The sequence below is a fragment of the Empedobacter sp. UBA5528 genome (assembly GCF_002426075.1).
In the GTDB taxonomy this organism is placed as follows: domain Bacteria; phylum Bacteroidota; class Bacteroidia; order Flavobacteriales; family Weeksellaceae; genus Empedobacter; species Empedobacter falsenii_B.
In genome coordinates, this window is record NZ_DINY01000041.1 from 66,126 (window position 1) to 80,317 (window position 14,192).

The 14,192-nt window shown below is 30.8% G+C and carries 11 protein-coding genes; 3 read left to right on the plus strand and 8 right to left on the minus strand.

Annotated elements, in window-relative coordinates:
• Window positions 1–46 precede the first annotated feature (46 nt).
• Window positions 47–1,123 (plus strand): glycine cleavage system aminomethyltransferase GcvT, encoded by a 1,077-nt coding sequence (gene gcvT, locus B4L98_RS09410; protein ID WP_291047111.1) that lies wholly within the window; start codon window positions 47–49, stop codon window positions 1,121–1,123.
• 287 nt (window positions 1,124–1,410) lie between these two features.
• Here gcvT and B4L98_RS09415 read toward each other — a convergent pair whose 3' ends face one another.
• The 8 genes from B4L98_RS09415 to B4L98_RS09450 all read right to left on the minus strand — a co-directional run bounded on the left by B4L98_RS09415 (window position 1,411) and on the right by B4L98_RS09450 (window position 11,862).
• The gene (locus B4L98_RS09415; protein WP_125348619.1) at window positions 1,411–1,908 is read right to left on the minus strand and encodes a DinB family protein; all 498 of its coding nucleotides are present in this window, start codon (window positions 1,906–1,908) and stop codon (window positions 1,411–1,413) included.
• 88 nt (window positions 1,909–1,996) lie between these two features.
• Window positions 1,997–2,437 (minus strand): hypothetical protein, encoded by a 441-nt coding sequence (locus B4L98_RS09420; protein ID WP_257467985.1) that lies wholly within the window; start codon window positions 2,435–2,437, stop codon window positions 1,997–1,999.
• Complete coding sequence (uvrC, locus tag B4L98_RS09425) at window positions 2,418–4,226, minus strand: excinuclease ABC subunit UvrC (RefSeq protein ID WP_280036900.1); 1,809 nt, start codon at window positions 4,224–4,226, stop codon at window positions 2,418–2,420. Before uvrC ends, B4L98_RS09420 begins: the two co-directional genes overlap by 20 nt.
• Window positions 4,226–7,336 carry a UvrD-helicase domain-containing protein gene (locus B4L98_RS09430; RefSeq protein ID WP_291078091.1) on the minus strand — a complete coding sequence of 1,037 codons (3,111 nt, stop codon included), beginning with the start codon at window positions 7,334–7,336 and terminating at the stop codon, window positions 4,226–4,228. The genes uvrC and B4L98_RS09430 overlap by 1 nt, the downstream gene beginning before the upstream one ends.
• A gap of 137 nt (window positions 7,337–7,473) precedes the next feature.
• Window positions 7,474–9,237 (minus strand): M56 family metallopeptidase, encoded by a 1,764-nt coding sequence (locus tag B4L98_RS09435; RefSeq protein WP_291060552.1) that lies wholly within the window; start codon window positions 9,235–9,237, stop codon window positions 7,474–7,476.
• Window positions 9,238–9,321: 84 nt separating this feature from the next.
• Complete coding sequence (locus B4L98_RS09440; protein ID WP_038331851.1) at window positions 9,322–9,699, minus strand: BlaI/MecI/CopY family transcriptional regulator; 378 nt, start codon at window positions 9,697–9,699, stop codon at window positions 9,322–9,324.
• A 123-nt stretch (window positions 9,700–9,822) separates the two neighbouring features.
• Entirely contained in the window at window positions 9,823–10,458 is a 636-nt protein-coding gene (locus B4L98_RS09445) for a porin family protein (protein WP_291062575.1), read from the minus strand.
• Window positions 10,459–10,605: 147 nt separating this feature from the next.
• Window positions 10,606–11,862: a 3-deoxy-D-manno-octulosonic acid transferase gene (locus B4L98_RS09450; RefSeq protein ID WP_291060547.1), complete on the minus strand. Its 1,257-nt coding sequence runs from the start codon at window positions 11,860–11,862 to the stop codon at window positions 10,606–10,608.
• A 100-nt stretch (window positions 11,863–11,962) separates the two neighbouring features.
• Here B4L98_RS09450 and B4L98_RS09455 point away from each other — a divergent pair, with 100 nt between their 5' ends.
• Together B4L98_RS09455 and galE are read left to right on the plus strand one after the other, a co-directional pair.
• Window positions 11,963–13,078 (plus strand): DegT/DnrJ/EryC1/StrS family aminotransferase, encoded by a 1,116-nt coding sequence (locus tag B4L98_RS09455; protein ID WP_286494721.1) that lies wholly within the window; start codon window positions 11,963–11,965, stop codon window positions 13,076–13,078.
• A 96-nt stretch (window positions 13,079–13,174) separates the two neighbouring features.
• On the plus strand, window positions 13,175–14,188 hold the full coding sequence (gene galE / locus B4L98_RS09460) for a UDP-glucose 4-epimerase GalE (RefSeq protein WP_291060545.1): 1,014 nt from the start codon (window positions 13,175–13,177) through the stop codon (window positions 14,186–14,188).
• The last annotated feature ends 4 nt before the right edge of the window (window positions 14,189–14,192 follow it).

Consider the following 14,192-nt stretch of genomic DNA (forward strand, 5'->3'; position numbering starts at 1 on the left):
TTCCTTATTTTTGGGAGAATTATAAACTTATCAAAGCAAACAAACAATGAAAGTAACTGCATTAAACCAAAAGCACAAAGATTTAGGTGCGAAAATGGTTCCTTTTGCTGGATATGAAATGCCAGTGCAATACGCAGGTGTTAACCAAGAACATTTTGCTGTTCGAGAAAAAGTTGGCGTTTTTGATGTTTCTCACATGGGACAATTTTTTGTAAAAGGAGAAAAAGCAACAGACTTATTACAACACTTATTGACGAATGATGTAACGAAAGTTACTATTGGTCAAGCTCAATATAATGCAATGCCAAACGAAAAAGGAGGAATTGTAGATGATTTAATCATTTATAAAATCTCTGATGATGAGTGGATGGCAGTTGTAAATGCATCTAACATCGATAAAGATTGGGAATGGATGAACAAACACAATACGTTTGGTGCAGAATTAACAAACAAATCTGATGAGATGTCTTTGTTAGCAATCCAAGGACCAAAAGCAATTGAAGCGATGCAAGCATTGACAGATGTTAATTTAGCTGAAATTCCGTTCTATCATTTCGCAATTGGTACGTTTGCAGGTATGGAAAATGTGATTATTTCTGCAACTGGTTATACTGGTTCAGGAGGTTTCGAGATTTATTTCGCGAATGAGCAAGCAAACGAAATGTGGGACAAAGTAATGGAAGCTGGAAAATCTTTCGATATTGAGCCTTGCGGTTTAGCTTCTCGTGATACGTTGCGTTTAGAGAAAGGTTACTGTTTATACGGAAATGATATCAACGATGACACAACTCCATTAGAAGCTGGTCTTGCTTGGGTAACGAAATTGGATACAAACTTTATTTCTTCTGATATTTTGAAAGCTCAAAAAGAAGCTGGAGTTGAGAAGAAATTAGTTGGTTTCAAAATGATCGAAAGAGGAATTCCTCGCCACGATTATAAAGTTGTAGATGACAACGAGAATACAATCGGTATTGTGACTTCAGGAACGCAGTCTCCAATGTTGAAACAAGGAATTGGTTTAGCATATGTTCATACAGATTTTGCTAAAGTTGGAACAACAATTAGAATTCAAATTCGTGATAAAAATGTATTAGCAGAAGTTGTAAAAACTCCTTTTGTTTAAAACAATATAAAGTCAAAATACAAAAAAGCTTTCGAGGATTTCGAAAGCTTTTTTTATGAATTCATATTAATTGATACATTTATTGATGTCTTTTTTAGATAAAATTAATAAAATAGATTATTAACTACGAATATTATAAAATTGTTAATATTTCTTAAAAAAAACATAACTTAGATTTGCTTAAATATGATATATGTTATATTTTTGAGATAATAATATTACTGATCAGTAATACAATTAACACTAATTATGATTTTAAGACCTCTATTAGAGGTCTTTTTTATTTTTTAAAACTTTTGAGAATCAGCACTTGGTCCATAACTCGAAGGTAAATCTATTCCAAGTAAGCGATAAAAAACTCCCAATTGAGCGCGGTGATGTGTAATTTGATTTAAAGCATGACGAATTGCTTCATATTTTGTAAAATCTGCAAAAACAGTTTCTCCTTCTGTAACTTGCCATCTTTTTGATAAATGATCTTCGTTCACATTCTCTAACGCCGCTTTTCCTAATTCATAATCATCATCCAATTTTTGTTGTAAATCTTCAATAGAGGTAAATTTTGTCGGTTTGTAATCCCCTGCTGCAAAATCTAATTTATCAGTTGTTAAGATCAAAGCTGGCCAAGCAAATATTTCAACCACATGATTTGTTAAAGTTGTAATATCCATACTTTTTTCATGAGGTTTGTATGTCGTTTTATCCTCAGGAAATCTTGCAATAAATTCTTTGGTAATTTGATACTCGTTTTGCAATTCTTTTGCTAATAATTCTACTATTTTCATGTTGTTTTGATTTGTAGTTAAAAGGTACAAATTTTTGAAATAATTCATAAAAAAACTGCTTTACAATTTAGTAAAACAGTTTATATTTTTAGATATCGTCTGTGTATAAATCAATAATTGGACGAGGCTTTTTTCGCTTGATTTGAGTTAGCCAATAGACAAAAATTCCTATTCCATTTCCAAAAATAATAATCGTAATCCAGACCAAACGATCATCACTTTTTATCAAATTTGGATTCTTTAAAGCATGCACAATAAAGTAAACAAAAGAAATCACACCAGTGAAAAAACTCATCAATACCAAAAAGATAAAAATGATAAGATTTCCTAATAAGGCACTCAATAGTGATTTAGAACTTCCTAAATGTCCTAGCTGCGCATCGAGCGTGCTAAACATCGAATAAAAAATTCCAAAATAACTTAACAAGCCAAGTATAAATAAAGTGATAGGAACAATTGCCAAAGTAGCTTGTAACTTTGGATTGTTCAAAAGAGACGTTAAATCTCTGTCAATTAGTAGATTTTTCATCATTCGAAAAATAATCTTTTATTTTTTTTGCTTTAGATTTTCCTATACAATCGGTTAATTCTAACAAAGATGCATTTTTTATTCGTTCGACCGATTTAAATTTTGTTAATAATTCTTTAATTGTTTGCGGACCGACACCTTCTATTTCTTCCAAAACCGAATTATAAGCGTTTTTACTTCGACGATTTCGGTGACGCGTAATTCCAAATCGATGCGATTCATCTCGCACATGTTGAAGCACTTTTAAGGTTTCAGAATTTTTGTCCAAATATAACGGATAAGGATCGTCTGGATAATAAATTTCTTCCAAACGTTTCGCAATTCCAATCACGGAAACTTTTCCACGTAACCCTAAACGATCAATCGATTTTAGAGCAGAACTTAATTGTCCTTTTCCACCATCAATCAAAATTAATTGAGGCAAAGATTCTCCTTCAGCCAAAACTCTTGAATATCGTCTTTCAATCACTTCTTCCATAGTTGCAAAATCATTTGGCCCTTCTACAGTTTTAACATTGAAAATACGATAATCTTTTTTGCTTGGTTTTCCATTTTTGAACACCACACAAGCCGAAACAGGATTCGTTCCTTGAATGTTAGAGTTATCAAAACCTTCTATATGTCGAGGTTCTGCAGGTAAACGTAAATCAACTTTCATCTGATTCATGATACGATTTGTATGACGATCAGGATCGACGATTTTAGTTTGTTTAAGCTGTTCTAAACGATAAATTCGAGTATTTTTTAATGATAAATCGACAATATGTTTTTTATCGCCAATTTTTGGAACTGTAATTTTTCTGAACGGAATTTCTAAACTCAATTCAAACGGAACATAAATTTCTTTCGAAGTTAAATTAAATCGATCTGAAAAATCAATAATTGCGCGCTCCAATAAATCTTCGTCCGTTTCATCCAATTTCTTTTTCCATTCCTCTGTATGCGACTGTATAATAGCACCGTGATAAATTTTCATGAAATTGACATACGCATATTCTTCGTCTGACGTAATCGAAAAAACATCAACATTGGTAATCGTTGGCGAAACAATTGTAGATCGAGATTGATAATTCTGCAACGCTTCAATTTTTTCTTTAATCATTTGCGCTTTTTCAAACTTCAAATCCGATGCATATTTCGTCATTTGATTGACCAAATATTGTTTTGCTTCGTTAAATTCTCCTTTGATAATATTACGAATTGCCGAAATTTGTTCGTTGTATTCTTCTTCGGTTTGATAAGCTTCACAAGGACCAAGACAATTGCCAATATGATATTCTAAACAAACTTTGAATTTATGATTTTCAATATTTTTCTCGCTCAAATCGTACGAACATGTTCTTAGTTGATACAATTCTTTGATCAAACCTAACAAAACTTTCATCGCTTTTCCGTTAGAATATGGTCCAAAATATTCCGAACCATCTTTGATTACATTGCGAGTCGAAAAAATTCGCGGAAATCGTTCATTTTTGATACAAATCCAAGGATAGGTTTTGTCATCTCTTAACAGGATATTATATCGCGGTTGATGTTCTTTAATCAAATTATTTTCCAACAACAACGCGTCATATTCAGAATTTACGTTGATGGTTTCGATGTTATCAATATTACTCACCAAAACACGCAAACGTTTTGAATCGTGTTGTTTATTGAAATACGAATTCACGCGACGCTTCAAGTTTTTCGCTTTGCCAATGTATAACAAATCTCCTTTTTTGTTATAATACTGATAAACACCAGGCGTTTCGGGTAAACTCGCTAATTTTAATTTTACATTTTCATTCATCAAAATACCTCTACAACATTTATTTTTTGCTGTTCATCATCAATATAAATCAAGATTTTGGTCTGAATATTATAACCTAAATTTCTAAAAAAATCTGTATATCTATTCACTTGAAAATGATGATCTAAATCGGGTTGACCAGTTTTATAATCGATAATTGAACAATTATTTTCAGAATCAATTACCACACGATCGGCTCTGAAAATTTGTCCATTTTCATCAATAAAATCGCGTTCATTTAAAACGGTTAAACCTTCAGCAAAATATGGAACTAATTTAGCATCTTGTAATAAATTTTGCAAGGTTTTTTGCAGATGTTCTACATTTTCGACTGAAATTGTACCACGTTGTTTTTCACTTTCGATGATTTTTGGTAAATCATTTTGTGTAACAATTTGCGATAAAATGTTATGAACTGTATTTCCAAATTCGGTGAATTTTAACTTTTCTTGCGCCTTTTCCGAATTCGTATTAATCACTAAACGCGTATTCCAATCCGAAGAATAAATTTTTAACTCAGCCGAAGAGTTTTCTATGATTTTAGGAGTTGAAATTCGTTCTGGAGAACCTTTCAAAATAACTTCATCCTCAGAAAAACCTTTACTGAATACAAATTCGTGTAAATAATTTGCAATATTTTTAGATTTCGAAGATTCTTTCGGTTTTAGCGCTATCATATACAATTGCTCTTTTGCGCGCGTTGTTGCAACATAAAGCGTATTAATTTCATCCAATTGAACCAAATTCTCTTCTTCGTCAATCTTCGATTTTATCGCTTCATTTTTGATTGATTTTAATTCATTATTAATTCCAACATAAAATGTTTCGAACGGATTTTCCTCATCTTTTTGTAATGGAATCCAAATTTTAGAATTCTTACTTTGCCAATCCAAAAATGGCAAAATTACAACTGGAAATTCTAATCCTTTTGACTTGTGGATCGTCATAATCTGAATTGCATCGACACCTTTTGGTGTTTTGATACTCGCTTTATCTTTGATTGTTGACCAAAACTCAAGAAATGAATTAAGATCAGATTCATTTTTTGATGAATATTCTAAAATAACATCCAAAAAGCTCAAAATATAAGCTGGTGAACGCTCTTGTAAATGTAAAGTTCGAATCGCTTTTTCGGTGAAATCGTATAATGAAAGGTTTTGATCTTGAATAAAATCTAAATCAATTCCAAGTGATTTGGTTAATTTTAAAAACTTTGGCAAATCACCTTTTAAGGCTTTTTCAACTGCGATTGTTAAATCATCTGTTTTGAATAATTCTAATTCATAAGCCACCATCAAAAAACGAATTTTTGATTGTTCGTCTTGTGGATTTGATGTGATTTTGAACAAATATTCAATCAATTGAATTTCGAAAGAATTTTTTAACAATAAAGCTTCATTTGAAATCACAACCAAGTTATTTTCGGTCAAATATTTCGCTAACAAAATCCCTTGCGCATTACTACGAACCAAAATCGCAATATCTTTTAATGAAAAACCATTTGCTCGACAATCTTCAATTGTTTTAAGAACTAATTCTAAATTTTGTTCTTTAAATAAATCTTTCGAACGACCTTCTTGCTCAATGAAATTTATTTTGACAAAACCATCTTTTTGATGATTAGTTAATTGTTTATTTCCAATCTCGTACAAATATTGAAAACTCGGCAAATTGAGTTGTGGCGCGATAAACGAATACAATTCATTGTTAAATTGAATAATATTTTCGTGACTTCGCCAGTTTTTTTCTAATTCTTCAACTTTAATATTTTCTTCCTCTTTTCGATCGATTAAATCAATCATTTGTGCAGGATTTCCACCTCGCCAACGATAAATAGACTGTTTTGCATCGCCAACCAACATAATCGTGTCAGATTGCGCACGCGCATTTTCGACCAACGGATTCAGATTATTCCATTGTAACGTCGATGTATCCTGAAATTCATCAATAAAATAATGATTGTAGCGCGAACCAATTCGTTCGTAAATAAAATTGGCTGGCTGTTGTTGCAGATTTTTACTGATAATGGTATTAAATTCGTTAATCAATAAAACATTTGAATCTTTTTTGATCGAATCCAATGATTTTTCAACTTCATTAATCAACGAAATTGAGGATATATTTTTTTGAATTGAGGTTAACAAAAGTAAGTGATCATTGATGTTCGCAGCTTTTTCGAACAAATCTTTCACTTGAGGAAAAATAGATTCTGCTATTACATCTTTCACTTTCGAAAGATAACCTTCTTCCAAAATATCTTTTGTATTCGCATCGGTTGGTAAAATCAAACCAAAACCATCAAAGTTTTTTAATTTCTGGAAAAAAGCAGCAATTCCTCGACTTTTTCCTGGTAATTCATTTACCGAAATTCCATTGTTTGCAAGCAATTCGAAAAACTCATTTCCGATTGTAATCAAACCATCTTTCAAAGTTTTTATATCATCAAAAATAACTTTTCGGTAACGAATAAATTCGTCTAACGAAATGTTTTTTAATTTTTCTAAATCTTGTAAATGTCTATCATTAGAAATGTCCGAAGTGTCTGAAGAAAGCGTTTTTCGAATATCCCACGATTTATTTGCGTCCATATTATCCAATGCAATTTTGATCATTGTTTGCGTTAGTTTTTCGTCTTCCCCAATTTTTGAATACAACAAATCAACAGATTCATTAATGATTTCATTCGTATTCATTTCGACATCAAAATTCATTGATAAACCCAAATCTTGTGCAAAAGATTTCATCAATCGAAGATTAAATTTATCAATCGTAGAAATCGAAAATTTGGAATAATTATGAAGAATCGCAATCAGAATATTGTATGCTTTTGTCTTAATGATTTCAGGCTTCAAATTCAGTTCTGAAGCTAATTCTAGAATATAGCCATCTTCTTTTGGATTAGGGTTTTTGGCAATTTCTTCTAAAGTTTCGATGATACGTTCCTTCATTTCGCCGGCCGCTTTATTGGTAAATGTAATGGCTAAAATATGCTCGAAATGATAATCGCTTTCATTCGTCAATAACAACGAAAGAAATTCCTTTACCAATGTGTAAGTTTTACCTGCTCCAGCGGAAGCATTGTAAATTTTGAAATCGCCTGCTTGTAACAAATTCTGAATTTTTAGGAAAGTTAAACAATCTTCTCAAAAATAGAAAATCAGAATGCCAAAACATGACGTACTAAAAAAGGAAACCTGAACGAGTTTCCCTTTTTTTTGAATATGTTATAAATACTATGAAATTTTTATTATTTCTTAATTTCTTTTTTTAATTCTTTTTGCCTTTTTTCAATCTCTTTTAGCATTTGTTTAGTATTTTTTTCTTGTAATTCTAGTTCTTTCTTTTTCTCCTCAAGATGTTTACTCATTTCTTTTGGATCTTCAGAATAAAATGTTTTTACAGTAAAAGTACCTAATTTTTGTATTTCGGGATTTTTGGGATCAACTTTAAATTTCGTTACTTCTCTTGCAGAATGCGGTTCTACTGTAATTGCCCACGGATTTTTAGTATCCGTTTTTACAGCTGCAATATCATAATCTCTTGCTTGCGCATTTTTTACTTGTTTTTCTATTTCTGTATTATCAACTACTTTATTTTTTGAAAAACTTAAACTATAACTATTATCAATTCCTTTTGATTTTAATTGATTCTCTAAATAAACTCTATCAATTTCAGAACTAATAATTTTGTGCTCAACACCATTTTTATCTGTATAAATAGAGTAACCATTTTTCAACGTAATATTATTTTTTACTGTTGGCATTTTAGCTGTTTTTACTTTTTTATCGATATTCGGAATGTCTTTTTCAGAATTGAAAATTTTGATGATGCTTGAATCTTTTTTGATAACTTCAATAAAATCTTCACCTCCGCTTTTTCTTACAAAAACTTTTTCGATATCTTTTGGATCAATTTTTTGCAAAACTTTTCCGTCCGTTCCATATAAAATTGTAGGAACCATATTTTTCTTCAAAACAATATCTTTTATTTTGATAGAATCATTCAGAATGATATCTCCTGCGTCATTCAAGATAATTTTGTTTTGCGGATTACTTTTCAAAATCATTTTTAACTCATCTTTCGTAATCACTTTTTCTATTGGAGTTGTTGTTTTAGCTTGATCTGTTTTGAGAAGCGAATCTCTCAAAGTAGTTGCTTGTCCAAGAAGAATTTCGGCTTGCGATTGAACAGGTTTTTCCAACGCTTGTTCCACTTTTTGAGCTTTTATCTCAACTTCTTGCGCAAACGATTTTTGACTAAAAAGTACAAAAGCACTCAATATAAAAGGCAACGAAGCAAAAGATAGAATTTTCACTTTTCGTTTTGATGTATTTTTTGTCATCATAAGCAGGCGTTTTTTAGTTAGAATAAAATTGAAATTACTTGCCATCATCGATGGATTTTGCGTTGCAATACAATCCAAAATTTGATGTTGGTAAGTTTTTAAATCTGAGTTTCTTTTCAATACATATTCATCTGCCAAAAACTCGTGATTTAGTTTGATTGATTTTTTATAGAAATAAATAAACGGATTGAACCAAAAAAGAATTTGAAAAATTTCAATTAACAAAATGTCCAAACTATGTTTCTGAATGCAATGCGCTTTTTCGTGATCAATTAAATTTTGATGTAAACTTTTTAGTTGCTTTTTCGGAATAAAAATATATTTCCAAAAACTATACGGCTGATTCGAATCTAAATCAAGAATATATGTAATTTCTTGATCTTTGATTTTTTCCTCAGTCTTAATTTTGAACATCAATTCGTACAAATTGTAGATAAATCTTACAAGAAATATTACGCCAACCAAAATGTAAATAACAGTCAAAATATCACCAAAATTAATTCCTTTTTCTTGTTGCAACAATTCAGGGTTTTGCATTAGAAAAGCCAATAATTCGGGCGAAATATTTGTTTCTGTCGCTGTGATAGGCAAATCAATTTTGTACAAAGGCGCGATTAACGAAAATATCAACGAAAACAACAGATAAAAACGATTGATTTTATACATGCTTTCGCGTTCCAAAAAAAGTTTATAAAACGAATATAAAAATCCGGAACAAAGAATAAATTTTATAAAAAAAGCAACCATAGGTTATTTCTTTTTGCGATCTATTTCGTTGTCAATTATATCACGTAATTTTTCTAATTCTTCGACCGACATATTGTTCGATTTTGCAAAAAATGAAGCAAATTGTGTTGCCGAATTATTAAAGAAGTTCGAAATCATTCCTTTTACTTCTTTCGAAAAATAATCATCTTTTTTCACCAAAGCATAATATCGACGCGAGTTTCCCATTTGTTCGTAATCAATATAGCCTTTGTCATGCATCCTTTTTAATAAGGTTGAAATTGTAGTATTTGCAGGTTTTGGATCGTCATACGAATCGATAATATCTTTCGCAAAAACTTGTTTTCCGCTCCAGATAACTTCCATTACTTCCTCTTCTCTTCTTGATAATTTAACTTTCATATCTACAACTGTATTTTTATTACTACAAATATAGAATTTAATTTGACAAGGCAAAATTGTTTTACAAGTAATCACAAAAAAAAGGAGCTAAAAGCTCCTTTGTATATTTTGATTTGAAATAAATTACATTTCAGCTAATTTATACGCTATACCAACACTAAAGTATGTGTTAGTAATTTTGTAATTGTCATTTATTGTTTGTGAATAATAATCATTAATATTTGATAATCCTTTTGTAAAACGAGCATTGATTTCTAATTCATCTGTAATTTTATATGCTGCACCAAAATTTAATCCGAAATCAAATGTTTTGAAATTATCTACAAATTTTTCTTTTTCATTAATTTTTCCTTCTTCAGTTTTCTTTTTAGCAGAAACTAAGAAACCTAATTGTGGACCAAATTCAACATTTAATCCATCCATAATTTCATAACGTCCCATCAATGGAATATTAATATTATGTGTAATTAATTTAGCTTTTGAGTTATCATTTGTTTTCAATCCAGCTCCTTGTTTAGAATATAATAACTCTGGTTGAAAACTAATTTGATCTGTTATTTTGTAGTTTGCATAACCACCAATATAAAAGTCAGTTCTAAATTTAGTTCCTAAACCATTTCCCTGACTATCAGAGTAAATTTTTCTAGAATCACCAGATAAAGTCGGGAAGTTAAGACCTCCTTTTACTCCTAAATCAATTTGCGCATTTGCTGCACTTAATCCACCGAAAAGTGCTATTCCTAAAATAAGTTTCTTCATTTTTTTATTACTTAAGTCTGAGTTATAATAATTAATTCAAAAGTAAAGTTTTATTCATACAGAAGATTGATTTACACTTTAAAAAAATCAATAATACTTTTCTGATTCACAATTTCTGTGCCTTATTTGTTAAAAATTGATAAAATTTTAAGATTTACAAATATCATCTAAATATTCTAAAATAATTTTAGTTGCATTTGGTGAATCTTGAACAAAATCTCCAGCTTTTTTTCCACTTTCTTTTCGGAAATTTTCATCGTTCATCAAACGATTCATAATTGTATCAAATTCATGTCGATTAGCAATAGAAAATCCTCCGCCAACTTCTATCAAATCCACAGCTTCCTGAAATTTCTTGTATTTAGGACCAAAAACGACAGGATTTCCAAATGTTACAGCTTCTAACGTGTTATGAATTCCTGCACCAAAACCTCCGCCAATATAGGTAATATCTGCATAAGAATAGACTTTTGATAAAATACCAATTGTATTTAGAATAAATATTTTCGAATCGATTAACTCTTGATTGGATGTTTTTTCTAAATCAGAAAATTTAACAGCTTTTTGATTGATTTTATTCAGAAAAGAATTGATTTCAGCATCATTCAAATTATGTGGTGCAAAAACAATTTTCCAATCATTATTTAATTTTTGGTTGATTAAATTCACAAATAATTCTTCATCTTTTGGCCAAGAACTTCCAACAACAATTAATTTCGAATTTTGTTTAAAATCATTCATAAAATCCAATTCATTATCTTGATGAATGATCTGTTTGACACGATCAAATCGCGTATCGCCTGCAATTGTATTTTGTGTGATATTGATTGAATCCAGTAAATCTTTTGATTTTTGATTTTGAACAAAGAAATGATTTATCAAACTTAATTTTTTCGCAAACCAATTATTTCCGTCTTTTTTGAAAAAATTTTGACTCTCTCTAAAGATTGACGAAACCACTATTGTAGGAATGTTTTGCTGATGTAATTCGATAATCAAATTAAACCAATATTCGTATTTCACCAAAATCAAAATTTCTGGATGAAGCACTTTTATTAACTTTTCTGCATTTGATTTTGTGTCCAAAGGCAAATAAAAAATAACGTCTGCGCCTTGATAATTCTTTCTAATTTCATAACCAGAAGGAGAGAAAAATGAAACAGCAATTTTATGTGTTGGATAGTTTTCTTTCAATGCTTCGATCACTGGTCTACCTTGTTCAAATTCGCCTAAAGATGAACAATGTACCCACAAAACTTTATCGGTTTCTGAAATTTTAGAAGCTATTTTTTCTTCCCAATTTTTTCTTCCATCTACCCAAAGTTTTGCTTTTTCGTTAAAATTCGAAGCCAATTTTAGCGCCATTCCGTACGCTTTAATTGATGTGTTATAAAATCCTTGCACAATGTTGCAAAGTTAAAAATTTAGAATGAGCTTTTTTTGTACATTTGTTGTAATAATAACGACTTTTTAAAGTTGTAGATTTTGAAAGATTCATTAAGTTATGAAAAAAATACAAATGGTTGACTTACAAAGTCAATATCAAAAAATAAAAGGAGACGTTGATGCAGCAATTTTGAATGTTTTGGATTCGGCTGCTTTTATTAATGGACCAGAAGTAAAACAATTCGAAACTGAATTGCAAAATTACTTAAATGTAAAACACGTAATTCCTTGTGGAAACGGAACTGATGCGTTGCAAATTGCTTTGATGGCCTTAGGTTTAGAGCCAGGTGATGAAGTAATTACGGCAGATTTTACATTTGCTGCAACAGTAGAGGTTGTTGATTTATTGAAATTAAATTCGATTTTAGTTGACGTTGATTATGATACTTTTACAATTGATACAGAAAAATTAAAAGCGGCAATCACGCCAAAAACAAAAGCAATTATTCCAGTTCATTTATTTGGTCAATGTGCGAATATGGACGAGATTATGGCAATTGCAAAAGAACATAACTTATATGTTGTAGAAGATACTGCACAAGCTATTGGAGCGGATTACAAAGGTCGAAAAGCTGGAACAATTGGTCACATTGGTTGTACATCTTTCTTTCCTTCAAAAAACTTAGGTTGTTATGGTGATGGTGGAGCAATTTTTACAAATGATGATGATATTGCACATCGTTTACGTGGAATTGTAAATCACGGAATGTACAAACGTTACTACCACGATGAAGTTGGTGTTAACTCTCGTTTGGATTCTGTTCAAGCAGCAGTTTTACGTCGTAAATTACCTTTCTTAAATGATTATAACGCTGCTCGTAACAAAGCTGCGGCTTATTATACAGATGCTTTTAAAGATATTGATGCATTATTAACGCCTGTAAAAGGAGAAGACACAACTCACGTATTCCATCAATATACGTTACGTGTAACAAATGGTAAACGTAATGAATTACAAGCTTTCTTGACTGAAAAAGAAATTCCTGCGATGATTTATTATCCTGTTCCATTACGCAAACAAAAAGCGTATGATAACGGGCATTATAATGATGCAGATTTTCCAAATACAAACAAATTGGTAGAAGAAGTAATGTCTTTACCAATGCACACAGAGTTAGATGAGGAGCAATTGGCTTACATCACTTCTGCTGTTCGCGAATTTTTTGGAAAATAATTTATCCTAAAAATAATACGAAAAAGCTTCTGATTAGTTTCAGAAGCTTTTTTATTTTCCTAAATTTGATTTCACTATAAAAACTAAATATTAAAAATGAGTAAAATATTAGTAACTGGAGGTTTGGGTTATATTGGCTCGCACACAGTTGTAGCTTTACAAAATGCAGGTTATGAAGTTGTGATTATAGACGATTTATCGAACACAGAAATTGGTGTGTTGGATAAAATTACTTCTATTACAGGAACAAAACCAACTTATTTCGAGATTGATTTAAAAGATCAAGAAAAAGTAAACGAATTTTTCAAAACAAATAAAATAGATGGAATTATCAACTTCGCAGCGCATAAAGCAGTTGGAGAATCTGTTGAAAAACCGTTGATGTATTATCGAAATAATCTTTTAGGTTTAATTAATCTTTTGGATGCAATGAAAGATTTTGATGCTAATAATATTATTTTCAGTTCGTCTTGTACAGTTTACGGACAAGCGGATAAAATGCCTATTGATGAGCAAACTCCACTAAAAAAACCTGAATCTCCTTATGGAAAAACGAAACAAATGGGGGAAGAAATTTTAGAAGATTTCTCAGCAGCATTTGATAAAAATGTGATTTGTTTACGTTATTTCAATCCCGTAGGTGCACACCCAACAGCTAAAATTGGAGAATTACCAAAAGGAATTCCAAATAATCTAATTCCTTATGTTACACAAACTGCGGCTGGAATCAGAGAAGCATTATCAGTTTGGGGAGATGATTATCCAACGCGTGATGGAACGGCAATTCGTGATTATATCGATGTAAATGATTTGGCTGATGCACACGTAAAAGCCGTAACTCGTTTGATCGAAAATAAAAATAAAGCAAAGCTAGAATTCTTTAATCTTGGAACTGGAACAGGATCTACGGTTTTAGAAGTTGTTCACGCATTTGAGGATGCCAATGATTTGAAATTGAAATACGAAATCAAAGAGCGTCGCGCAGGAGATATTATCGAAGCTTATGCAAATAACTCTTTAGCAGAAAAAGAATTGGGTTGGAAACCTGAAACAAAATTATCAGAAAGTATGCGTACTGCCTGGGAATGGCAAAAAAGTTTAGAAAAATAAAAGA

Bases quoted from the DNA above. Each gene is read 5' to 3' on its own strand.
- gcvT (WP_291047111.1), top strand. From the start codon at position 47: ATGAAAGTAACTGCATTAAACCAAAAGCACAAAGATTTAGGTGCGAAA.
- B4L98_RS09420 (WP_257467985.1), bottom strand. From the start codon at position 2,437: ATGAAAAATCTACTAATTGACAGAGATTTAACGTCTCTTTTGAACAAT.
- uvrC (WP_280036900.1), bottom strand. From the start codon at position 4,226: ATGAATGAAAATGTAAAATTAAAATTAGCGAGTTTACCCGAAACGCCT.
- B4L98_RS09435 (WP_291060552.1), bottom strand. From the start codon at position 9,237: ATGTATAAAATCAATCGTTTTTATCTGTTGTTTTCGTTGATATTTTCG.
- B4L98_RS09455 (WP_286494721.1), top strand. From the start codon at position 11,963: ATGAAAAAAATACAAATGGTTGACTTACAAAGTCAATATCAAAAAATA.
- galE (WP_291060545.1), top strand. From the start codon at position 13,175: ATGAGTAAAATATTAGTAACTGGAGGTTTGGGTTATATTGGCTCGCAC.
- B4L98_RS09445 (WP_291062575.1), bottom strand. From the start codon at position 10,458: ATGAAGAAACTTATTTTAGGAATAGCACTTTTCGGTGGATTAAGTGCA.
- B4L98_RS09415 (WP_125348619.1), bottom strand. From the start codon at position 1,908: ATGAAAATAGTAGAATTATTAGCAAAAGAATTGCAAAACGAGTATCAA.
- B4L98_RS09440 (WP_038331851.1), bottom strand. From the start codon at position 9,699: ATGAAAGTTAAATTATCAAGAAGAGAAGAGGAAGTAATGGAAGTTATC.